Raw genomic sequence first — 21,122 nt, forward strand, 5'->3', positions numbered from 1 at the left:
GCGCGGGAGCCGCTGGTGCGGCCGGACGCGCGGCGGGCGGCGGTCCCTTGGGCGCTTCCTTCGGCGGTTGCTTCGGTCGCCCGTCAGGGCCCGTGTCTGGCTGGGCCTGCGCGACAATGAGCGGCGGTGCGCCTTGCGCATGCGATGCAGAGCTTGCGATTTGCATCGCGGTTAGAGCCGTCGTTGCAAGCAGAACGAAGCGGAAGTTAGTCATGGTCGTGAAATTCCTCGGGAAGGTTCTTTGAGAAGTGAAGTCGTGTGATGAACAGCTACGCGTTAGGCCGGATTGTGGCGGGTAAAGAGGTCGCGGCCCGATTTATTTCTGCACGCAAATCACGTCACTATGGCGACGTTCATTGCGCATTCAGAAGCAGGATGCAATCGCCGCACATGTGATTGTTCGTCTCATGTGTGACCTTGCGGCGAAGTCGCATCCGTCGCGGGATTCGGTGTGAGCGGCCCATTTGGTCCGCGTCGCGGAATCTCTTCGGGAACGTACGGAGGCAATTCGTCCGGGCGTGGCGGTGCGTCTGGCTCGCGCACCGGCGGTGCGATGTCAGGCTGCGGATTGCCCGGCGGAATCCCCGGAGGAGGCTCGGTCGGAGTCCCCGGCGTCGATGGCGGAATCTCGGGCGGTTCGATCGGCATCACATCGACACCTTATGATTTTCGCCGATGTCGGGACGCGAATTCGTCACCGTCGCGGCCATATCGTGCTCCTTCCTGCAAGGGACGATAACGACCTGCACGGAACGATGTTCCTGCCTGAATGTGGAGCCCGTCTACTCCGGCGCGTGACAGACGGCCTCGATGTTGTGGCCGTCGGGGTCCAGCACGAAGGCGCCATAATAGTTCGCGTGATAATGCGGACGGATGCCCGGCGGCCCATTGTCGCGGCCGCCCGCCGCGATGGCCGCCTTGTAGAACGCGTCGACCGTGGCGCGGTCTTTTGCGAGGAGCGCGACATGCACCGGCTTGTTCATCGCGCCTTCGCCGCCGATCCAGAAATCGGGCTTGCCGTTAGTGCCGAAGCCGGCCGCGGCTGCGTGGCCGGTCTGCTCCGCCGTCACTTCCATGATCAGGCTGTAGCCGAGTGGAGCCAGTGCCTTGGCGTAGAATGCTTTCGCACGCTCATAGTCGGAGACGGAGAAACCCAAATGGTCGATCATCGCAAGCTCCGTTGATTGTCGTCGTCAGCGTGACAGGAACGTATTGCTCCGTGTCTTGCGCGCGACCGTAAAGCCGCGCGCGACCATGTCAGCGATACAATCCTGCTGCCATTCGCTTTGTGACAGATGCTCGATCACCACCGCGCGGGGCCACAGCGATTGCGGCGCGTCGCGGAAGAAGCCGATCAGCACACGGTCCTCAAAACCTTCGACGTCGATCTTGAGCGCATCGACCTGCGCGACGCCAGCCTCGTCGAGAATCCGCGTCAGCCGCAGGGACGGCACTTTGATCGCATCGGCACTGGCCGTGCCGGTGACGACGTGAGTGGCGCCGAGATTGCCGCCGCCGCTCTCGATCGTGAGCTCGCCGTCGCTGTCACCTGCCGCAGCCTGCACCAGGCGCACCTGCGTCGCCTTCGATGCGGCCTGGTTGAACGAGAGCCGCCCAAACGTCATTGGATGCGGCTCGATCGCAACCACCTTGCCTGACGGCCCGACCTGCCGCGCCATCACCAGCGCGAAGGTGCCGACATTGGCTCCGACGTCGACGAACACGCCGCCGGCCGGCGTGTACTGGCGCAGGAAGTCGAGCTCGTCGAGATTGTAGTCGGGGTTGAACAACGCGCCGCGCTCGGTCGCGCTGCCCTGGTGATAGAAGCGGAACGAAGCGCCCTGATATTGCACGTCGACCGGCCCGCCGCGCAGCAGGTTCACCAGCCGCGACAGCCAGGGTCGGAACGCGCCGCGCTTCAGCCCCGACTGTGTCGCGAGGCGAATGATGGCGGTCTGCGCCGCATTCGGCGCAAACGCGCCGAATGGCGCGGACGAAGGGGCGTTGTCGGGCGTCAAGCCAAGGGTCCTCGTTGCAAGCGGCGCATGCATAGCCGGTTTTACCGGGGACTCCAACGGCCCGTTACCGCATCTACGGGTTCACGCCGCCGAGGTCGCTTCATCGAGGACGACGATGCCGGGGTTGTGGAGCAACAGGTGCGCAAAGGCGAGGCACTGCTCATCGCCGCCGGAGAGCATCTGGTCCCTCGGCCCCTCTTCCTCAAGCTTCTCCTTGAGGTGATCGAGGCCGGCCGCAGGTTCCCGATTGGACCCTTACTCGGCGGCGCCGTCGCGCACCCGTCTCAGCCGCGCGGCCCGGTGCAGAACGCGCGACAACTCCTCGATCGAATAGGGCTTTTGCACGAGGTCGAAGCCCGCAACGCCGTCCTGGGACAGTGCCTCGCTGTAGCCACTGGTCAGCACGACCGGCACGTCGATGCCGCGATCGCGAATCGCCTGGGCGAGGTCGAGCCCGGTCATGCCCGGCATCACCACGTCCGAGAACACGACATCGAAACGATGCGCGTCCAGGACCAGCTCAGCCAGAGCGTCGGTGGCATTGTCGACCAGCGTGATGCTGTAGCCGAGCTCGGTGAGGCCGTCGGCGGCGAAATTGGCGAGCTCGATATTGTCGTCGACCAGCAGCACCGATGTGCCGTTGCCGGCCACTGCCGGTGCGGTGTTAGGCGCCTGCCGCCGCGGCAGCAGGTCCGCCGGCACGCGCGGCAAATAGAGCGAGAAGGTGCTGCCGTGGCCGACCTCGCTCGTGACCGTCACCTCGCCGCCGGATTGCCGGGCGAAGCCGAACACCTGCGACAGGCCGAGACCGGTGCCGTGGCCGACCTGCTTGGTGGTGAAGAACGGCTCGAAGATGCGCCCAAGTCGCGCGGCGGGAATGCCGATTCCGGTGTCGCTGACGGCAACGCTGACGAAGCCATGGTTGCCTGCAAGTTCATGGCTGCCCGAGACGTGCGCCAGCGTGTCCGGGACGGTCGGCGCGGCCTCGATCGTGAAGGTGATCCGGCCCTTGCCCTGCATGGCATCGCGCGCGTTGGTCGCCATGTTGATCAGCGCCGTCTCGAACTGGCCGGCATCGGCATTGACGAGGCAGGCCTCCGCCGGCAGCTGCATCGCGATCTCGATCGCCGGGCCCAGCAGCGTCGCCAGCATGTCGTGCAGTGACTGCATCCGCTCCCCGACGTCGAACACTTCCGGCTTCAGCGTCTGGCGCCGCGCGAACGCCAGAAGCTGCGAGGTCAGCTTGGCCGCGCGCCCGACCGCATCGGCGATGGCGGTGATGTAGCGCTGGCGCCGCTCTTCCGTCAGCTGTGGCCGATTCAACAGATCGACCGAGGCGCGGATCACCGTCAGCAAATTGTTGAAGTCGTGCGCGACGCCGCCGGTGAGCTGTCCGAGCGCCTCCAGCCGCTGGCTGTGCTTGAGGGCCTCCTCGGCCTCGCGCCGCTTTGCAGCTTCGGCCTGGAGGTGCTGGGTGCGCCGGAACGCCAGCGCCAGCAGCAGGAACAGCAGTGCGGTCACGGGAACGCCGAACACCAGATACTGGCCCATGGTGGCGAGCCACCGCGCGCGGATCGCCGAGGTCTCGAGGCCCGCGCTGACATAGATCGGATATTCCGCGGCGCGCCGGTAGCCGACGCGTCGCTCGATGCCGTCCGACGGCCAGGCGATGGTGATGAGGCCATGCTCGGGGTGAGCTGCGATCTCGCGGCCGACCGGCCCGTTCGGATCGAGCCGGAGGTCGCGGTCGACCCGGGGAAAATGCGTAAGCAGCACGCCGTCGCTGCGTCCCATCGCGAAGAAGCTGCCCGGATCGGAGCCGATCCTGGCATAAAAGCTTTCGAAATATTCCGGCAGAACGGAAGCCTGGATCACGCCGATGAAGCTGCCCTCGTCGGAGTCGCGCCGGCGGCTGACGCCGAAGAAGTGCGCGCCCTGATAGGGCGGGCGCGGGGTCAGGGGGACGCCGATGAAGGTGCCGATGTTCTGGTCGACATGGGCGATGAAGTAGTCGCGGTCCGCAAACCTCTGCTCCGGCGGCGGCGAGGCGAGGCTATTGACCAGCGCTCGTCCGTCCGCATCGAAGATCCATACCGATTTGAGCTGGGGCAGGGAGTCGGTCAGGCGCTTCAGGCGCCGGTGCAGCGCCGGCTCGCGCGAGCGGATCACGTCGTCGGGCAGATCGCGCACGACCTCGTTGATCTCGGCAACGCTGCGGTCGATGGTCTCGAACACCTTGAGCGCGTGCTCATGAGCAACATCGAGCGTGCGCTCGATCTCCCGGTCGGCGATGTCTTTTGTCGAGGTGTAGGAGATCGCGGAGGCGATGACGAACAGCGCAATCGGGAGCGCCAGGGATGCAACCATCATCCACCGCAAAAGTCTCAGCGAGTTGCGTTGCGCTCCCTGCACAGTCGCTCCCGGTCCCAGACCGGAGAGCTTACTTGAACTTCCCGCAAGGAAGGAAGCGGCTTATGGCGCGAACCGGGGGTTGCAGTTTTCTGATTTGCCCGTAGTGCACGAAGAGGCAAATTTCACTGAAGTTCGCACCGGGCGTAGAATGCCCCGGCCGCGGCGGCCGGTGTCGCCCTACAAAATAGTCTCTATTTTTCGTCGAAAAAGAACTGGCATTTCGTGTCAGGTCGAAACCTAGTTAAAAACAAAGTCCTTTCAGATCGCCCGAAGAGGGCAATCCAAGCCGACAATATTGTTCTTTCAAAGAAAGCGGTGCGCGAAGAGTGGCGCAAGCAATTGAATCTCGGATGGTTTTCGCCTGATCTTCTCCACGCTCGTCCTCTCTAGTGGGGACGTTTGGCTAGAGTGGCCAACTGCCGTCGAGGACGCGGACTCATTAAGGCGCAGCCATAGCCTGATTGACGCGAGCGGTTTGCAGAGGCCGGCTGGCTGAGCAGAAACCGATTCAAAAGTCGGAATTTTCGCGGCAGGATTTGACCGCAGGAAACGGGTGGTTGCCTGACCATGTGGCTCCTATGACTGAGTCTCATCACTAAGGAGGCTCACATGGGTTTATTGAACAACAAAACCGCTATCATTACCGGGGCGTCTTCTGGGATTGGCAAAGCCGCTGCCCTTCTTTTCGCTGCCGAAGGTGCTTCTCTTGTGCTGAACGCGAGGGGCCATCAGGCCTTGCAGGAGGTTGCTGACCGCATTCAGGGAAGTGGTGGAACGGCGCGGATTGTTCCAGGGGATACAGCTCTTCCCGATACACATGAACGTCTTGTTACGGAAGCCGGGAAATCATTTGGCGGCCTTGACATTGCTTTCAGCAACGCTGGAACCGTAGGGACGATGGGTCCTCTCGCCGACATCCAGATTGCAGACTGGGAAAAGACGATAGCAACGAACTTGACGTCCGCTTTTCTCGGAAGCCGATATCAAATTCCCCAAATGCTGAAACGTGGCGGCGGTTCACTGATCTTCACATCCAGCTTTGTCGGAACGAGTGTCGGGTTGCCCGGAATGGCAGCCTATGCAGCATCGAAAGCTGGGCTTATGGGGTTGGTAAAGGGGATTACGGCTGATTACGCAGCTATGGGAATAAGGGCCAATGCTCTTTTACCGGGTGGGGTTGATACCGCTATGGCTGGCAACGAATCCCAAAAGGAATGGGCCGCAGGTTTGCATGCGATGAAGCGCATTGCACATCCTGAAGAAATTGCACAAGCAGCCCTTTTTCTTGCAAGCTCTATGTCGAGTTTCGTCGCGGGCTCTGCGCTTTTTGCAGATGGCGGGAATGCTGCTGTGAAGTAGGGAATCCGTTGTCGCCTTCAATGCGCTGGATCGTTGAAATTCCAACTCCGGCCTTTTCTGCGAGCTCGGCACCCCCTCGTTGGGGACGTAGCGGCGACGCAAAATCGCGGGATGCTGGGGAATTGATCGGGACGTAGGGGGGTATTTCGGCAGAATAACCGCGAACTCTGCTTGTTCAATCGTCCTGCTGCGTCCCTCACCGATTTGAGCATCAGACTACGAATCTGAAGGTCGTCTGGCGATTGCGGCTTGTTGGCCCAAACGAAAACAGGGCGGGTCATCGACGCGCCCTGTTTTGGCGTACTCAACGAGGTCCCTGAGTTCGAAAGGACCATTTTGTTTAAGAAGGACTCGGTTGCCTAAGAAGAACTATTTTGTCTGTAGACAGCCGTGTCCCTGTGCAAAATAGTCCCTACTTTTCGTCGGAAAAAAGCCTTGGTATTTCGTGCGCAGCGGAAGCCTAGTTGAAAACAAAGTCCTTTCAGATTGCCCGAAGACGTCAATTCAAGCCGACAATATTGTTCTTTCAATCCTGCAGCGTGCAAGCGGGGACGTAAGCAATTGAATCTCTGTCGGTTTTTGTCCTGATCCTCTCTGCCCCCAATCCTCTCTAGATGGGCGGTAGTTTGACTTGTGACGGTGGACGTTTGCGACATTCCCGACATCGAACTGGACGAGTTTGATCGCGGCAGTACCTATGCCCGCGAGATGGATCTGTCCGGGCGTTCATCGCGCGCGAGCGGGAATTCGGGGAGTTGGACGCGATCGACTTGACGCGCATCGCCGATCCGCGGCTGGTCAAGATGAATGGGATGGCCCTTGCCGGTTGCGAATATGCGAAATGCCGGGCGAACACCGAATACATCAACTCGTCCGGATATGGACGAGGCAGGCACAAATTCGCGTGACTACACATAGTAGGCCGCGGGACGAGCGCAGTGACCCGGCGCACAGAAATAAAGGTCTAGCGGCGGGACTCATGGTACGACGGCCGACCTATTCCGTCAGAGCCGAACTCCGAAACAGCACTCCGTGCGGGGTGAGATCGGCAAGCACGGCCCCGTTCGCGGTCTGGACTACGAAGCGATGGGCAAAAACGTGCATGATCCTACCGGACGAGTGGAGCGCTGAACTATTTCGCTTTCTGAACTAGCGGACACTCGCTCTCGCTCAACGGACGAAAAGCGTCCTTGCCAGGGATCGTGGCGGCGACCTTCATCAGATCCCACTCGCCCTTCGACTCAGAAGGGTCTTTGGTCGCCAGCAGGTACATGTCGCGAATGACGCGTCCGTCGTCACGGATCGTCCCGTTCTTCGTCATGAAATCGTTGATCGGAATCTCTTTCATCTTGGCCATCACCGCCTTGGCGTCCTTCGTGCTCGCGGCCTTCACCGCCTTCAGGTAATGTATGGCGGCGCTGTAGGTGCCGGCCTGCACCTGCGTCGGCGGCTGGCCGTACTCCTGCAAGAAGCGCTTCGAGAACTCGCGGGTCTCGTCGTTCTGGTCCCAATAGAAAGCTTCGACGAACTGCAGTCCCTTGGTAGCCTTGAGCCCGAGCGAGTGGATCTCAGTGACCTGCATCAGAAGGCCGACCATCTTCTGGCCGCCCTCCTGGAGGCCAAACTCGGCGCCCTGCTTCAGCGCGGTGATGGTATCGTTGCCGGCATTCGCGACGCCAACGACCTGAGCCTTGGACGTCTGGGCTTGGAGCAGGAACGAGCTGAAATCGGACGTGTTGAGCGGATGCCTCACCGATCCGAGCACGGTCCCGCCGAGCGCTTTCACGAAGGTCGCCGCGCTTGCTTCCAGCGCATGTCCGAACGCATAGTCGGCCGTGATGAAGTACCAGCTCTTGCCGCCTTGGGCGACCACCGCTGTCGCCGCACCCTTGCCGAGCGCGTAGGTATCGTAGACCCAGTGGACGCCGTTCGGCGAACAGGACTTGCCCGTGAGTTCGGCGGTTGCGGGGGTCGTCGCGAGCGTGATCCTGTTCTTGTCGGCCGCGAGCTTCTGGACCGCGAGCGCCGCGGCCGAGCTACCCATGCCGAGGATCGCGTCGACGCCTTCCACGTCGAACCATTTGCGGGCGACGCTCATGCCGATATCGACCTTGTTCTGGAGATCGGCCGACGTCATCTCGATCGGTTTGCCGAGCAGCGAACCGCCAAAATCCTTGATGGCCATCCGCACCGCGAGGACGTTGCCCTGGCCGGAATTTTCCGCATAAGGGCCGCTCATGTCGTCGAGCACCGCGAGCTTGACGGGTCCGTTCGCCTCGTCGGCGAGCGCGGCTCCGCCAAACGGCACCGTCGATGCCAATGCCGCCAAAACCGCAATGATGAGCGCTGGGCTTCTAGCCATGGTCGTCCTTCCCGGATACGCGATCCTTTGCGGATCTGATGATTTTCTTGTTCAACAAGTCAGCGATGAGGTGCGCGTCCAGCCCAACCTCGCTCAAGACCTCGACGGTGTGTTCGCCCAGTGCCGGTGCGTGCCGCGATACCTTGGGTTGGGAGGTCGACCACTCGGTCGGGATAGCCACGTCCTTGACGCGTCCCTCCGACGGATGCTCAAAGGTCTGGAAATAGCCGATCGCACGCAGATGCTCGTCGTTGAGGACGTCATCGAGCGAATTCATTCGCGCCACCGGGATGTCGGCTTTTGTGAGAACGTCGATCCACTCTGCCGTCGTGCGCGTGGCCAGAACGCCGGCAAGGTATCCGTAAACCTCGTTGATGTGTTTCAGCCGCTCGTTCTGGGAAGAGAACCGCGTGTCCTTCTCGAACATGTCCATCTGACCGATCGCCGCGAAGAAGCTCCGCCAGTGCTTGTCGGTGTACACGAGCGTGCAGATAAACCCGTCAAGCGTTCGATGGGGGCGCCGGTTGTGCGCGAGGCTGCGCTGATAGCCGAGTTCGCCAATCGCGGGCTCGAACAGCGAGCCTGCGAGATGTTCGCCGAGAACGACGGTCAGCAGGTTCTCGAACATCGGTACGTCGACGCGCTGGCCCTCGCCGCTGACGTCGCGATGGCGCAGCGCAGCCATCGCGGCGAAAGCGACCTGCAGACCGACGATTCGATCGGCGAGGATGACGGGAGCATAGCGCGGTTCGGCCGACCCGGCCTTGAGAGACAGCCAGGGTATCCCCGACATTCCCTGGATCAGGTCGTCGTAGGCAGGGCGCGCGCCATAGGGACCGCGCTGGCTGAATCCGAACGCGCCGACATAGACAAGCCGCGGATTGACGGCGCGAAGATCCTCGTATCCGAGCCCAAGCCTCGCCATCGCCTGCGGACGAATATTGTAGAGCAGGACGTCTGCCTGCTTTGCGAGGCGAAGCAGCAGATCGCGACCTTCCGCCGTCTTGAGATCGATCACGACCGAGCGCTTGCTGCGATTGGTCGACATGAACAGATGGCCCATGCCCGGATTTTTCATGGGACCGGACAGCCGCATCACGTCGCCGTCGGGCGCCTCGACCTTGATTACGTCCGCGCCGTAATCGCCCATCAACTGACAGGCGTAGGGTCCCATCACGACCGTCGTCAGGTCGAGAACGCGAATGCCCTGCAGAGGTCCGGCCATGTTAGGCGGCCTTCTCTCTCAGCATCTCGCGCGCGATGATCAACTGCTGGATCTGGCTGGTGCCTTCGTAGATGCGCAGCAGGCGGGCGTCGCGGAACAGCCGCTCGATCGGATACTCCTTGATGTAGCCGTAGCCGCCGTGAATTTGCATGACGCGATCAGCGATCCGGCCGAGTGCTTCGGTCGTGAAATACTTGCAGCAGGCGGTTTCCTTGGTGACGGGCCGACCTTCGTCACGCATGCGGGCGACGCGCTCCACCATGGATCGTGAGGCGAGCGCCTCCGCCTCGCACTCGGCGAGCATACCCTGGATGAGCTGGAAGTTCGCGATCGGGTTGCCGAACTGGACGCGCTGAGAGGCGTAACGCACGCCCTCGTCGATGATCCGCTCGCTCAGGCCCGTTGCGACGGCCGACATGTGAAGCCGAGCATGGTCGAGCGACTTCATTGCGGTCTTGAAACCGACGCCTTCCCGGCCGCCCAGTAGCGACGTGGCCGGCACGCGGCAATTCTCGAAGATGACGTCGGCTGTGTGCGCACCGCGAAATCCCATCTTCTTGTTGCGCGGCCCGATCGTGATCCCGAGCGTGTCGCGCTCGACGAGAAACGCGGAGATACCCGACGTCTTCTGTTCCTTCGGACCGGTCCGTGCGAACACGGTGAAAATGCCGGCGTGAGGCGAATTAGTCGTAAACCGCTTGGTGCCGTTGATGACGTATCCGTCGCCGTCCCGCGTCGCCCGGGTCGTGAGCGATGCAGCGTCCGAACCCGCGCCAGGCTCGGTGAGACAGAAGGATGCGACGAGATCGCCCGCCGCGATGCGCGGCAGATATTTCCTGCGCTGCTCCTCGGTCCCGTCGACGATGATGCCCAGCGTTCCGACGCCGTTGCTGGTGCCGAAATAAGAGCGAAACACGGGCGAGGCGTAACCGATCTCGCAGACGACACTGGCCTCCTCGAACATCGAGAGGCCGAGCCCGCCATATTCCTCGGGAATCGTCATACCGAAGTAGCCGAACTGTCTGAGGCGGGCGACGATGTGGTCTGGAATTTCGTCGTGTTCTTCGACCCATTCCTCCGCCGGGATCAGTTCCTCGCGCACCAGACGTCTCGTCTGATCGACCATCGATTGGAGCGTTTCCGCGTCAGCCATTGAGCTTACCTCTTTTTCTCTGCGTCTTTGCGGCCGCATCCAGATAGTGCTGATGCAGAACCTTCAGATGCCGCTCCATCTCGCCTACGGCCCGGTCCGCGCTCCCGCTGCGCATGTGTCTCATGAAGCGTCTGCGGGACTGAATGACGTCGACGCCCATGACGGAGCCGAATTCGGCGATGAAGTCGCCCAAAAGGCTCATCAACGACCGCATCATCATGATGAGGATCGGATTGCGGGTCATTTCCGCAATAAGGATGTGAAACTGGACGTTGATCTGCGTCTTCAGCGCGGAATTTCCGGCGAGCGTCTGGCGTTCCGCCTCGTCGATATTGGCATCGAGCGCCGCAAGTCCGGCTTCGTCCGCAACCGCGTGAGCAACCCCGATCACTGCGGACTCGATCGCCAGGCGTGCTTCCGTCAGCTGCGCCAAATCCACCCCGCCGACGGCAACCATGCCCTGCATTATTTTGGTCAGCGGCTGGGGACCGCCGTTGGCGACGAACGCACCGCCTGCGGCCCCTTTGCGCAGCTCGATCTGGCCGAGAGATTCCAGCGAGCGCAGGGCCTCCCTGACGACGTGCCGGCTGACGGCGAAGGTCGAAGCGAGATCCCTCTCGTTGGGCAGCTTCTCGCCAGGCGTCAGCTTGCCCGACTGGATCTGCTCGCCGATCTGGCGCGAGACCTCTTCGAAGAGGCGCATCGATTTGATCGTGGTGAAATTCATAATTGGTCCTATACCCCAATGGTTGGACCAATTCAATGCTCCTGATTGGTTACTGCTTCGGCATTCGATCGGGACGGCGCCTGCGCGATGAGGTTCATCTCAATCTAGCCTACCGGTGGTTCTGCCGGCTCGGCCTGGCTGGGGCGGTGCCGGATCACTCGACGTTCTCCAAGAACAGGCATGGCCGCTTCCGGGAGAGTGATCTGTCGCGTGTTTGAGAACGAAAACAGGGCGGGTCATCGACCCGCCCTGTTTTGGCATACTCAACGAGGTCCCTGAGTTCGAAGGGACTATTTTGATTAAGAAGGACTCTGTTGCCTAAGAAGAACTATTTTGTCTGTAGGCGTCCGGGGGACGTAGCATAAAACTGGCCTAGATCTGGCGCTCGACCAGCTTGAGCTTGAGCTCGGCGATGGCTTCCGCCGGATTGAGACCCTTCGGGCAGGCCTTGGCGCAGTTCATGATGGTGTGGCAGCGGTAGAGGCGGAACGGGTCCTCGAGATCGTCCAGCCGCTCGCCGGTCGCTTCATCGCGGGAGTCCGAGACCCAGCGGTTGGCCTGGAGCAGCGCGGCGGGGCCGAGGTAGCGTTCGCTGTTCCACCAATAGCTCGGGCAGGAGGTCGAGCAGCAGGCGCACAGGATGCACTCGTAGAGGCCGTCGAGCTTCTCACGGTCCTCGTGGCTCTGGCGCCATTCCTTCTGCGGCGTCGGCGAGGTCGTCTTCAGCCACGGCTCGACGGAGGCGTATTGCGCGTAGAAATTGGTGAGATCGGGCACGAGGTCCTTCACCACCGGCTGGTGCGGCAGCGGATTCACCTTCACCGCACCATCCTTCACGTCGTGCATCGAACGGGTGCAGGCCAGCGTGTTCTGGCCGTCGATGTTCATGGCGCAGGAGCCGCAGACGCCTTCGCGGCAGGAGCGGCGGAAGGTCAGCGACGGGTCGATGTGGTTCTTGATCCAGATCAGGCCGTCCAGGACCATCGGACCGCAATCATTGGTGTCGACGTAATAGGTGTCGACGCTCGGATTCTTGCCGTCGTCCGGATTCCAGCGATAGACGCGGAATTCGCGAAGCTCGGTCGCGCCCGCGGGCTTCGGCCAGGTCTTGCCGCCGGTGATCTTGGAGTTCTTCGGAAGTGCGAATTCAACCATTTCGATAGGGCCTTCGCTGTTCGATCAGTACACGCGCGCCTTCGGCGGGATGTACTGCACGTCGTTGGTCATGGTGTAGTCGTGAACCGGGCGGTACTCGATCTTGACCTTGCCGGAGTCAACCAGCCAGGCCAGCGTGTGCTTCATCCAGTTCTTGTCGTCGCGCTCGGAGAAATCCTCGCGGGCATGCGCGCCACGGCTCTCGGTGCGGTTGGCGGCCGAGTTCATCGTCACCACCGCCTGCGAGATCAGGTTGTCGAATTCGAGCGTCTCGACGAGGTCCGAATTCCACACCAGCGAGCGGTCGGAGACGGCGATGTCGGTGATGCCGCTGTGGACCTTCTCGATCAGGTTCTGGCCTTCGCTCAGGACCTCGCCGGTGCGGAACACCGCGCAATTGTTCTGCATCACGTGCTGCATGCCTTCGCGCAGCTTCGCGGTCGGCGTGCCGCCGGAGGCGTAGCGGTAATGATCGAGACGGCCGAGCGCGAGCTCGGCCGAGTTCGCCGGCAGCTCCGGCTGCTTGGCGTTGGGGGTGAGCTTCTCGGCGAGACGCAGCGCGGCAGCGCGGCCGAACACGACGAGGTCGATCAGCGAATTGGAGCCGAGGCGGTTGGCGCCGTGCACGGAGACGCAGGCGGCTTCGCCGATCGCCATGAGGCCGGGGATGATGGCGTTGTCGTCGCCGTCCTTCTTGGTCAGCACCTCGCCGTGATAGTTCGTCGGGATGCCGCCCATGTTGTAGTGCACGGTCGGAACGATCGGGATCGGCTCGCGCGTCACGTCGACATTGGCGAAGATCTTCGCGGATTCGGAGATGCCCGGCAGGCGTTCGGCCAGCACCGCGGGATCGAGATGGTCGAGATGCAGGAAGATGTGGTCCTTCTTCTTGCCGACGCCGCGGCCTTCGCGGATCTCGATGGTCATCGCGCGCGAGACGACGTCGCGCGAGGCGAGGTCCTTTGCGGACGGCGCGTAGCGCTCCATGAAGCGCTCGCCCTCGGAGTTGACGAGATAGCCGCCTTCGCCGCGCGCGCCTTCGGTGACGAGACAGCCGGAGCCGTAGATGCCGGTCGGATGGAACTGCACGAACTCCATGTCCTGCAATGGCAAGCCGGCGCGCAGCACCATGCCGCCGCCGTCGCCGGTGCAGGTGTGGGCCGAGGTGCAGGACGCATAGGCGCGGCCGTAGCCGCCGGTCGCCAGGATCACGGTCTGGGCACGGAAGCGGTGCAGCGTGCCGTCGTCGAGCTTGAGCGCAATGACGCCGCGGCAGGTGCCCTGGTCGTCCATGATCAGGTCGATGGCGAAGAACTCGATGAAGAACTCGGCCGCGTGGCGCAGCGACTGGCCATACATCGTGTGCAGCATGGCGTGGCCGGTGCGGTCGGCGGCAGCGCAGGTGCGCTGCGCCTGGCCCTTGCCGTAGTCCATGGTCATGCCGCCGAACGGGCGCTGGTAGATCTTGCCGTCCTCGGTGCGCGAGAACGGAACGCCCCAATGCTCGAGCTCGTAGACCGCCTCGGGCGCGTTGCGCACCATGTATTCGATCGCGTCCTGATCGCCCAGCCAATCCGACCCCTTCACGGTGTCGTACATGTGCCAGCGCCAGTCGTCCTTGTGCATGTTGCCGAGCGAGGCGGAGATACCGCCCTGCGCCGCGACCGTATGCGAGCGGGTCGGAAACACCTTGGTGATGCAGGCCGTGCGCAGGCCCGCTTCGCTGCAGCCGACCACCGCGCGCAAGCCCGCGCCGCCGGCGCCGACCACGACGACGTCATAGGTGTGGTCTTCGATGGGATAGGCTTTGCCGTTGGTGGCGGGAGCGCCGTTGCCCTTGCCATTCGTCTCTGTGGCCATGGGTTACACTCCGGATGAAAGCTTGAGGATCGCGTAGGTCGAGGCAAGTGCCACGGCGATCGAGAAAAAGTTGTTGAGCATGACCGAGATGAGCTTCAGCTTCTCGTTATGGACGTAGTCCTCGATCACCACCTGCATGCCGATCTTCATGTGCCAGGCGCTGGCGAAGATGAAGAGAAGCAGGATCAAGGCGACAGGAATGGAGCTGAGAATCTGCGCAGCGCCGGCCTGGTTGCGGCCGAGCAGCATCATGACGATCACCAGCACCGGGATCATCAGCAGCGTCATCGCAACGCCGGTGATGCGCTGGCGCCAGAAATCGGACGTGCCGGAATGCGCCGCGCCGAGATTGCGGACGCGGCCGAGCGGGGGTGCGCATGCTGCGCTTCGGCGTATCGGTCGCGCTCATCGTCCACCTCCGATCGCGTAGGCGACGATCCAGATCAGCACCGTTAGCACGATGCCGCCGATCAGCGCGCCCCAGGTCAGGGCCTCGCGCTCATTGGCCTTGAAACCGTAGCCGAGGTCCCACACGAAGTGCCTGATGCCGCTCAGCATATGGTGCATCAGCGCCCAGGTGTAGCCGAACACGATCAGCCGGCCGATGATGCTGCCGGTGAAGGCCTGGACATGGGCATAGGCGGTGGGGCCGGTCGCCGCTGCGATCAGCCACCAGGCCAGCAGCAGGGTTCCGACGTAAAGGGCGATGCCGGTGGCGCGATGAACGATGGACAGCGCCATCGTTAGCGTCCAGCGGTAGACTTGCATGTGTGGTGAAAGGGGTCGTTCGATCCGTGCGGTCATGGGCTTTTGATGTTTTATTGCGGCCCAGCAGGGGGCGCGCGGGGATCGCGAAAGGTCGGCTCTATTTACGGAGTCGGTTTCGCCTGCGCAATCTCCAAATCGCCATAAATCGAATTGGGGTTCAGCTCTAGAGCCTTGATGAACCAAGGCCAATCAGAGGCTTGGTATACCAGAGCAGTGGTGCGCCGACGAAGATCGGAATATTAACTCATTCTTTCTCAGAGTGGCTGAGGCGCATTGAAATCACTATTGGAACGGCTCTAAGTCGCCGCTGGCCGCTCACAGTTCGAACCAGTCAGTTCATGGGGCCTGCGAGCCCATGTGCTTCTCCCGACAGAGCTCGCCAGCCGTTCTGTGGTCCGATTTCGAGCCGGTCGACGGATATGCGCACCCTGCATTCCACCCCAGCCGGGAGGCACGACGTGTCGACCCGACGCACCAGATCGCCTACAGCTTGGCGCGCGGCCATTTCCGAACGGATGTCTCGGAGAAGTTGCGACCAGTCGCCGGGGCAGGTCAGGGGTGATTGCAGGTCTTGATATCAAGGAGATCGTCGAGCTCGCGTTGTTGTTGATCGCAACCGGCGCGCTCTCGGGATTTTTGGCCGGCGTGTTCGGCATCGGCGGCGGCGCGATTCTCGTGCCGGTGTTCTACGAATGCTTCCGCATCGCCGGCGTGCCGCTCGAGGTGCGGATGCCGCTCTGCGTTGGCACTTCGCTCGCGGTGATCATTCCAACATCGATTCGTTCGTTCCAGGCGCACTACAAGAGGGGCGCCGTCGACATGACGATCCTCCGCGTCTGGTGGCTGCCGATCGTGATCGGCGTCACCGTCGGCAGCGTCATCGCGCGTTACGCGCCGGAGCGGCTGTTCAAGATCGTGTTCGTCTGCGTCGCCTATTCGGCCGCAGCGCGTCTCATCTTTGCCCGCGAAGGCTGGAAGTTTGGCGACGATCTGCCGAAGGGCCCGTTGATGCGCATCTACGGCTTCTGCGTCGGCATCCTGTCGACGCTGATGGGCATCGGCGGCGGCCTGTTCTCCAATTTGCTGATGACGTTTTACGGTCGCCCGATCCACCAGGCGGTCGCGACCTCATCGGCGCTCGCGGTGCTAATCTCGATCCCCGGCGCGCTCGGCTACATCTACGCCGGCTGGCCGGCGGCGGCGACCTATCCGGCCGTCGCAGCCCTGCAAATCCCCTTCGCGCTCGGTTACGTCTCGCTAATCGGCGCCGTGCTGGTGATGCCGATGAGCCTCGTCACCGCACCGTTAGGTGTGAGAGCCGCGCATGCGATGTCGAAACGGACGCTGGAGGTGGCGTTCGGCTGCTATCTGTTTATCGTCGGCAGCCGGTTTGTGATGAGTTTGGTAGGCGGGCAGTAGTCGGTGAATTAGTCTTTCAATCGCACTTCGCTGTGCCGCCACATCCGAAGATCGCCTATCCCTTCGATCCGATCGGTGTCCGCAAGTACCTTCAATCGTGCTGCGATCATTTCGTAACTGATCGGCAACTCCAGTTCCTTGCAGCGGTCCATCACAAGACCCACCATCATGGCGGTCTTCCGCCAAGTCGGTTTCATGGCCGAGAAAATGATCTCGTCGAACCGTTCCTCAGTCACTGCTGGTGGGAGGCGCACATCATCCCATGTTAGCTCGCTGCTGATTGTGGGCGGCTCCCACTCAGGCTTCGGGGGCTCCAGATCCGGATACTGTTCGTAAATCGGCTGGAGTAACTCGTCCTCTAAAGCGCCAACGACGCCGTCGAGCCAGTCTCCCAGCTTGATCCGCTCCGCTTTGCCAAGCCCCGCGATCGCCATTCGAGCCCGATCCAATGCCGCGCACGCATCAAGGAGATGATGGTTGATCCGGACAGCTTGCTCGAGTTTCATGCGTCCCCCCGATTGCGCCCCTATTTCTTCGTGTAAATATCCTTGTACGTATCGCGCAAAATGTTCTTCTGCACCTTGCCCATGGTGTTGCGCGGCAGCTCGTCGACGACGAAGACGCGCTTGGGCATCTTGAATTTGGCGAGCCGGCCGTCGAGCGCCGTCAGCACCGCGGCTTCGGTGACATCGGCGCCCTTGTTGCAGACCAGCACCGCGGTGACGCCTTCGCCGAAATCGGCATGCGGCACGCCGATCACGGCGGACTCGATCACGCCGGGCATGGCGTCGATCTCGCTCTCGATTTCCTTCGGATAGACGTTGAAGCCGCCGGAGATCACCAGATCCTTGCCCCGGCCGAGAATGTGGACGTAGCCCTTGGCGTCGATCTTGCCGAGATCGCCGGTGATGAAGAAGCCGTCGGGCCGAAATTCCGACTTGGTCTTCTCCGGCATGCGCCAGTAGCCCTTGAAGACGTTCGAGCCCTTCACCTCGATCATGCCGATCTCCTCGCGCGGCAATTCCTTGCCGGTCTCGGGGTCGGTGACCCGCACAGAGACGCCGGGCAGCGGGAAGCCGACTGCGCCCGGCACGCGCTCGCCGTCATAGGGGTTCGACGTGTTCATGTTGGTTTCGGTCATGCCATAGCGCTCGAGCACGGCATGTCCCGTGCGCGCCGACCATTCGCGATGGGTTTCGGCCAGCAGCGGCGCGGAGCCCGAGATGAACAGCCGCATGTGTTTTGTGGTGTCGCGCGACAGCGCGGGATTCTGCAGTAGCCGCGTGTAGAAGGTCGGAACGCCCATCAGCACCGTGGCACGCGCCATCAGCTTGATGATCAAGTCGGGGTCGAGCTTGGGCAGGAAGATCATCGACGCCCGGGCGAACAGCGTCACGTTGGTCGCCACGAACAGGCCGTGGGTGTGGTAGATCGGCAGCGCGTGGATCAGCACGTCCGTGTCCGTGAAGCGCCAGTAGTCGACGAGACTTAGCGAGTTCGACGCCAGATTGTCGTGCGTCAGCATCGCGCCCTTGGAGCGCCCCGTCGTGCCCGACGTGTACAGGATCGCGGCAAGATCATCGCCCGCCCGCACCACTGTGGTGAATTCGCTGTTCGCCTTCTCGGCGGCCTCGGTCAGCGAGCCTTTGCCATCAGGCCCGAGCGTCTCGACCTTGGCCTTCACCTTGGCGGCGATCGGGGCGAGCCCCTCCGCCTTGGAAGGATCGCAGACCACCAGCGAAGGCTCGGCGTCGCCGATGAAGTAATCGAGCTCGTTCAGCGTATAGGCGGTGTTGAGCGGCAAATAGACCGCGCCGGCCCGCACGGTCGCGAGGTACAGCACGATATTGGCGACGGACTTCTCAACCTGCACCGCGACGCGGTCGCCGGGCTTCACCCCGCGCGCGACCAGCACGTTCGCCATCTGGCCCGCACGCGCGATCAGATCGCCATAGCTGATATGGGCGCACGCATGCGTTTCGATCGCGAGGCGCTTTGGATCGTCGAGGCCGTCGAACAGGCGGGAAAACAGGTTGGCGTTGGCTGCTTGGTTCATGCAAGATTTCCTCGACCGCAAGGCGGGTCAAAACCGAGGGCTGGATTAGCAAAAACCGCCCCGATGAAGCAACGGAGACAGTTGGCATGACCAGAAACGGGAAACGCGTGGCCTGGGTCACGGGCGGCGGCAGCGGGATCGGGGAGGCCGGCGCCGAGGCGCTCGCGGCCGACGGCTGGACGGTGGTGGTCTCCGGCCGCCGCAAGGACGCCCTGGATACCGTGGTTGCGAAGATCACTGGGGACGGCGGGGTGGCCGAGGCCATTGCGCTGGACGTGTCTGACGCCAGCGAAGCCCAGAAGGCGGCCGATCAGATCGTCGCAAAGCACGGCCGTATCGACCTGCTCGTGAACAATGCCGGCATCAACGTTCCCAAGCGGAGCTGGAAGGATATGGAACTGGAGGGCTGGGACAAGCTCGTTCAGGTCAATCTCAACGGCGTGCTCTATTGCATGCGCGCGGTGCTGCCGACGATGCGCAAGCAGCGGGACGGCTCGATCATCAACGTCTCGTCCTGGGCCGGCCGTCATGTCTCGAAGATGCCGGGCCCGGCCTACACGACAACCAAACATGCGGTGCTGGCGCTGACCCATTCCTTCAACATGGACGAAGGCGTCAACGGCTTGCGCGCCTGCTGCCTGATGCCGGGCGAGGTGGCGACCCCAATCCTCAAGCTGCGCCCGGTGGTGCCGAGCGAGGAGGAGCAGGCCAAGATGCTGCAATCCGAAGACCTCGGCCGCACCATCGCTTTCATCGCGTCGATGCCGCCGCGCGTCTGCATCAACGAGCTCCTGATCAGCCCGACGCATAATCGCGGTTTCATCCAGACGCCCGCGAACAGGGATTGAGACGCGTAGACCGCGCCGCAATCTCTCCTCGTCGTCCCGGGGCGCGACGAAGTCGCGAGCCCGGGACCCATAACCACAGGATGTGGTTTGGCGGAGACTCGTGGTTGCCATCTCATGCCCCAACTCCTCCCTGTGGTTATGGGTCCGGATCGGCGCTGCCCTTGTCCGGGACGACAGCGGAGTGTGTGGATCGCGCTTCCCCACACGGACACGCCGCAGCATAGTTTCACGCATCACAATAAATTATTCCTCGAAACCGCCTCGCGACACCTCCCGTAGTTCGGCCAACGACGGCGCTGCTGCTTCACGTAACGACTGCCGCGAGCCGTCGTTGTTGCCCAACTCAAATCGCCGGCGACTGCCGGTCACAATGCAATCGGGAGACTCTCCATGTCGAAGCGTATTGCCTATCTCGCTGCCGCCGCCTTCAGCGCACTGGCCATCACCGCGACCGTCGTTGCGCCGGTCAGCGCCGAGCAGAAGACCGTCATGGTCGGCGGCGCCGCGATGTTCCCCTCGAAGAACATCGTCCAGAACGCCGTCAACTCGAAGGACCACACCACGCTGGTGGCGGCGGTGAAGGCCGCCGGCCTGGTGCCGACGCTGGAAGGCAAGGGTCCGTTCACTGTCTTCGCGCCGACCAACGCCGCCTTCGGCAAGCTGCCTGCCGGCACCGTCGACAATCTCGTCAAGCCCGAGAACAAGGCGACGCTGACCAAGATCCTCACCTACCATGTCGTGCCCGGAAAGCTCGAAGCCTCCGACCTCACCGATGGCAAGAAGTTGAAGACCGCCGAAGGCGAGGAACTCACGGTGAAGAAGCAGGCCGGCAAGACCTGGATCGTCGATGCCAAGGGCGGCACCTCGATGGTGACGATTTCCAACGTCAACCAGTCGAACGGCGTCATCCATGTGGTCGACACCGTGCTGATGCCGGCGACGTAACACCGCGACGTCCTGTTTCATCCCCAAACCAGGATGCGACGAAACGGCGAGCCGGGGGCGCCCGGCTCGCTTTATTGTGACCACGACAGCCTGACGGCATCGATTCGATCGCGGCCAGGGCGTAACGAAAGCGGAAGCATCGGCGTATATTGACCGACACACGACGTTCAGGACGGAACCATCATGTCGAGCCTCACCGTAATCGACGAGCAGGTCGCAGCTACCCCGGCCAAAGTGATCCAGCCGGCCTGGGTCCGCCTCATGCATTGGGTCAACGCGCTGGCCATGATCCTGATGATCCTGTCGGGCTGGCAGATCTACAACGCCTCGCCGCTGTTCGGTTTCAGCTTCCCGCGCGAGTACACGCTTGGCGGCTGGCTCGGCGGCGGCCTGCTCTGGCACTTTGCGGCGATGTGGCTCCTGATGATCAACGGCCTTGCCTATGTCATCACGGGCCTCGCCACCGGCCGCTTCCGCAAAAAACTGCTGCCGATCACGTCGTCGGGCGTGCTTCACGACGTCCGGGCGGCGCTGACCTTCAGGCTCGGCCATGACGATCTCACCGTCTACAATTACGTGCAGCGCCTGCTCTATGCCGGCATCATCGTGGTCGGTGTGCTGATCGTGCTGTCGGGGCTGTCGATGTGGAAACCGGTGCAGCTCTACTATCTCGTGATGCTATTCGGCGACTATCCCACCGCGCGCTACGTCCACTTCTTCTGCATGGCCGCGATCTGCGCCTTCCTCGTCATTCACGTCCTGCTTGCGCTGCTGGTGCCGAAGAGCCTGCGGGCGATGATCATTGGCCGCTGATT

General features: G+C 62.4%; 20 protein-coding genes and 2 pseudogenes. 7 read left to right on the top strand and 15 right to left on the bottom strand.

What is annotated here, in order from left to right; genetic code table 11:
- Window positions 1-405: 405 nt before the first annotated feature.
- From AC630_RS46945 to AC630_RS14275, 5 genes and pseudogenes are all read right to left on the bottom strand, one after another.
- Window positions 406-648, bottom strand: a complete 243-nt coding sequence (locus AC630_RS46945) for a hypothetical protein (RefSeq protein ID WP_074119146.1) — start codon at window positions 646-648, stop codon at window positions 406-408.
- A 134-nt stretch (window positions 649-782) separates the two neighbouring features.
- Window positions 783-1,169 (bottom strand): VOC family protein, encoded by a 387-nt coding sequence (locus AC630_RS14260; RefSeq protein WP_074119147.1) that lies wholly within the window; start codon window positions 1,167-1,169, stop codon window positions 783-785.
- Between the two features lie 24 nt (window positions 1,170-1,193).
- Entirely contained in the window at window positions 1,194-2,018 is an 825-nt protein-coding gene (locus AC630_RS14265) for an FkbM family methyltransferase (RefSeq protein WP_074119148.1), read from the bottom strand.
- Window positions 2,019-2,105: 87 nt separating this feature from the next.
- A pseudogene (locus tag AC630_RS47810) lies at window positions 2,106-2,249 on the bottom strand (ATP-binding cassette domain-containing protein); the annotation flags it as partial.
- A 24-nt stretch (window positions 2,250-2,273) separates the two neighbouring features.
- Window positions 2,274-4,430 (bottom strand): hybrid sensor histidine kinase/response regulator family protein, encoded by a 2,157-nt coding sequence (locus AC630_RS14275; RefSeq protein WP_074119149.1) that lies wholly within the window; start codon window positions 4,428-4,430, stop codon window positions 2,274-2,276.
- A gap of 609 nt (window positions 4,431-5,039) precedes the next feature.
- Here AC630_RS14275 and AC630_RS14280 point away from each other — a divergent pair.
- Window positions 5,040-5,789 carry an SDR family oxidoreductase gene (locus tag AC630_RS14280; RefSeq protein ID WP_074119150.1) on the top strand — a complete coding sequence of 250 codons (750 nt, stop codon included), beginning with the start codon at window positions 5,040-5,042 and terminating at the stop codon, window positions 5,787-5,789.
- 755 nt (window positions 5,790-6,544) lie between these two features.
- Window positions 6,545-6,697, top strand: a complete 153-nt coding sequence (locus tag AC630_RS45415) for a hypothetical protein (protein WP_167561206.1) — start codon at window positions 6,545-6,547, stop codon at window positions 6,695-6,697.
- A gap of 224 nt (window positions 6,698-6,921) precedes the next feature.
- On the opposite strand, the gene AC630_RS14285 is transcribed toward AC630_RS45415, so the two are convergent.
- The 4 genes from AC630_RS14285 to AC630_RS14300 are packed head-to-tail and all read right to left on the bottom strand — an operon-like array spanning window position 6,922 to window position 11,256.
- The gene (locus AC630_RS14285; RefSeq protein ID WP_074119151.1) at window positions 6,922-8,151 is read right to left on the bottom strand and encodes an ABC transporter substrate-binding protein; all 1,230 of its coding nucleotides are present in this window, start codon (window positions 8,149-8,151) and stop codon (window positions 6,922-6,924) included.
- Window positions 8,144-9,376, bottom strand: a complete 1,233-nt coding sequence (locus tag AC630_RS14290) for a CaiB/BaiF CoA transferase family protein (RefSeq protein ID WP_074119152.1) — start codon at window positions 9,374-9,376, stop codon at window positions 8,144-8,146. The genes AC630_RS14285 and AC630_RS14290 overlap by 8 nt, the downstream gene beginning before the upstream one ends.
- Before the next feature lies 1 nt (window position 9,377).
- Complete coding sequence (locus AC630_RS14295) at window positions 9,378-10,529, bottom strand: acyl-CoA dehydrogenase family protein (RefSeq protein ID WP_074119153.1); 1,152 nt, start codon at window positions 10,527-10,529, stop codon at window positions 9,378-9,380.
- Window positions 10,522-11,256, bottom strand: a complete 735-nt coding sequence (locus tag AC630_RS14300; RefSeq protein WP_074119154.1) for a FadR/GntR family transcriptional regulator — start codon at window positions 11,254-11,256, stop codon at window positions 10,522-10,524. Before AC630_RS14300 ends, AC630_RS14295 begins: the two co-directional genes overlap by 8 nt.
- Window positions 11,257-11,291: 35 nt before the next feature.
- Here AC630_RS14300 and AC630_RS14305 point away from each other — a divergent pair.
- Window positions 11,292-11,468: pseudogene (locus AC630_RS14305) on the top strand (transposase); the annotation flags it as partial.
- 160 nt (window positions 11,469-11,628) lie between these two features.
- Here the strand turns inward: AC630_RS14305 and AC630_RS14310 are convergent.
- Genes AC630_RS14310 through sdhC form a run of 4 tightly spaced genes read right to left on the bottom strand, consistent with a single transcriptional unit; the run spans window position 11,629 to window position 15,075 of the window.
- The gene (locus AC630_RS14310) at window positions 11,629-12,411 is read right to left on the bottom strand and encodes a succinate dehydrogenase iron-sulfur subunit (protein ID WP_074119155.1); all 783 of its coding nucleotides are present in this window, start codon (window positions 12,409-12,411) and stop codon (window positions 11,629-11,631) included.
- Between the two features lie 24 nt (window positions 12,412-12,435).
- A complete protein-coding gene (sdhA, locus tag AC630_RS14315) occupies window positions 12,436-14,271 on the bottom strand; it encodes a succinate dehydrogenase flavoprotein subunit (RefSeq protein WP_074119156.1) in 1,836 nt (611 codons plus the stop codon).
- A 3-nt stretch (window positions 14,272-14,274) separates the two neighbouring features.
- Window positions 14,275-14,667 carry a succinate dehydrogenase, hydrophobic membrane anchor protein gene (gene sdhD, locus AC630_RS14320; RefSeq protein ID WP_074119157.1) on the bottom strand — a complete coding sequence of 131 codons (393 nt, stop codon included), beginning with the start codon at window positions 14,665-14,667 and terminating at the stop codon, window positions 14,275-14,277.
- 9 nt (window positions 14,668-14,676) lie between these two features.
- Window positions 14,677-15,075 (bottom strand): succinate dehydrogenase, cytochrome b556 subunit, encoded by a 399-nt coding sequence (gene sdhC / locus AC630_RS14325; protein WP_074119158.1) that lies wholly within the window; start codon window positions 15,073-15,075, stop codon window positions 14,677-14,679.
- Window positions 15,076-15,597: 522 nt separating this feature from the next.
- Here sdhC and AC630_RS14330 point away from each other — a divergent pair.
- A complete protein-coding gene (locus tag AC630_RS14330) occupies window positions 15,598-16,458 on the top strand; it encodes a sulfite exporter TauE/SafE family protein (protein ID WP_074119159.1) in 861 nt (286 codons plus the stop codon).
- 8 nt (window positions 16,459-16,466) lie between these two features.
- On the opposite strand, the gene AC630_RS14335 is transcribed toward AC630_RS14330, so the two are convergent.
- Both AC630_RS14335 and AC630_RS14340 read right to left on the bottom strand, forming a co-directional pair.
- The gene (locus AC630_RS14335) at window positions 16,467-16,964 is read right to left on the bottom strand and encodes a DUF3658 domain-containing protein (RefSeq protein ID WP_074119160.1); all 498 of its coding nucleotides are present in this window, start codon (window positions 16,962-16,964) and stop codon (window positions 16,467-16,469) included.
- Between the two features lie 20 nt (window positions 16,965-16,984).
- The gene (locus tag AC630_RS14340; protein ID WP_074119161.1) at window positions 16,985-18,514 is read right to left on the bottom strand and encodes a malonate--CoA ligase; all 1,530 of its coding nucleotides are present in this window, start codon (window positions 18,512-18,514) and stop codon (window positions 16,985-16,987) included.
- Window positions 18,515-18,600: 86 nt separating this feature from the next.
- Between AC630_RS14340 and AC630_RS14345 the strand changes: the two genes are divergently transcribed.
- The 3 genes from AC630_RS14345 (at window position 18,601) to AC630_RS14355 (ending at window position 21,120) form a co-directional block, all read left to right on the top strand.
- Window positions 18,601-19,362, top strand: coding sequence for an SDR family oxidoreductase (locus AC630_RS14345; protein ID WP_074119162.1), 762 nt, complete (start codon window positions 18,601-18,603; stop codon window positions 19,360-19,362).
- A 390-nt stretch (window positions 19,363-19,752) separates the two neighbouring features.
- A complete protein-coding gene (locus tag AC630_RS14350; protein ID WP_074119163.1) occupies window positions 19,753-20,307 on the top strand; it encodes a fasciclin domain-containing protein in 555 nt (184 codons plus the stop codon).
- A 183-nt stretch (window positions 20,308-20,490) separates the two neighbouring features.
- A complete protein-coding gene (locus tag AC630_RS14355; protein ID WP_074119164.1) occupies window positions 20,491-21,120 on the top strand; it encodes a cytochrome b/b6 domain-containing protein in 630 nt (209 codons plus the stop codon).
- Window positions 21,121-21,122: the final 2 nt, after the last annotated feature.

Source organism: Bradyrhizobium sp. AS23.2 (assembly GCF_001908185.1).
Lineage (GTDB): Bacteria > Pseudomonadota > Alphaproteobacteria > Rhizobiales > Xanthobacteraceae > Bradyrhizobium.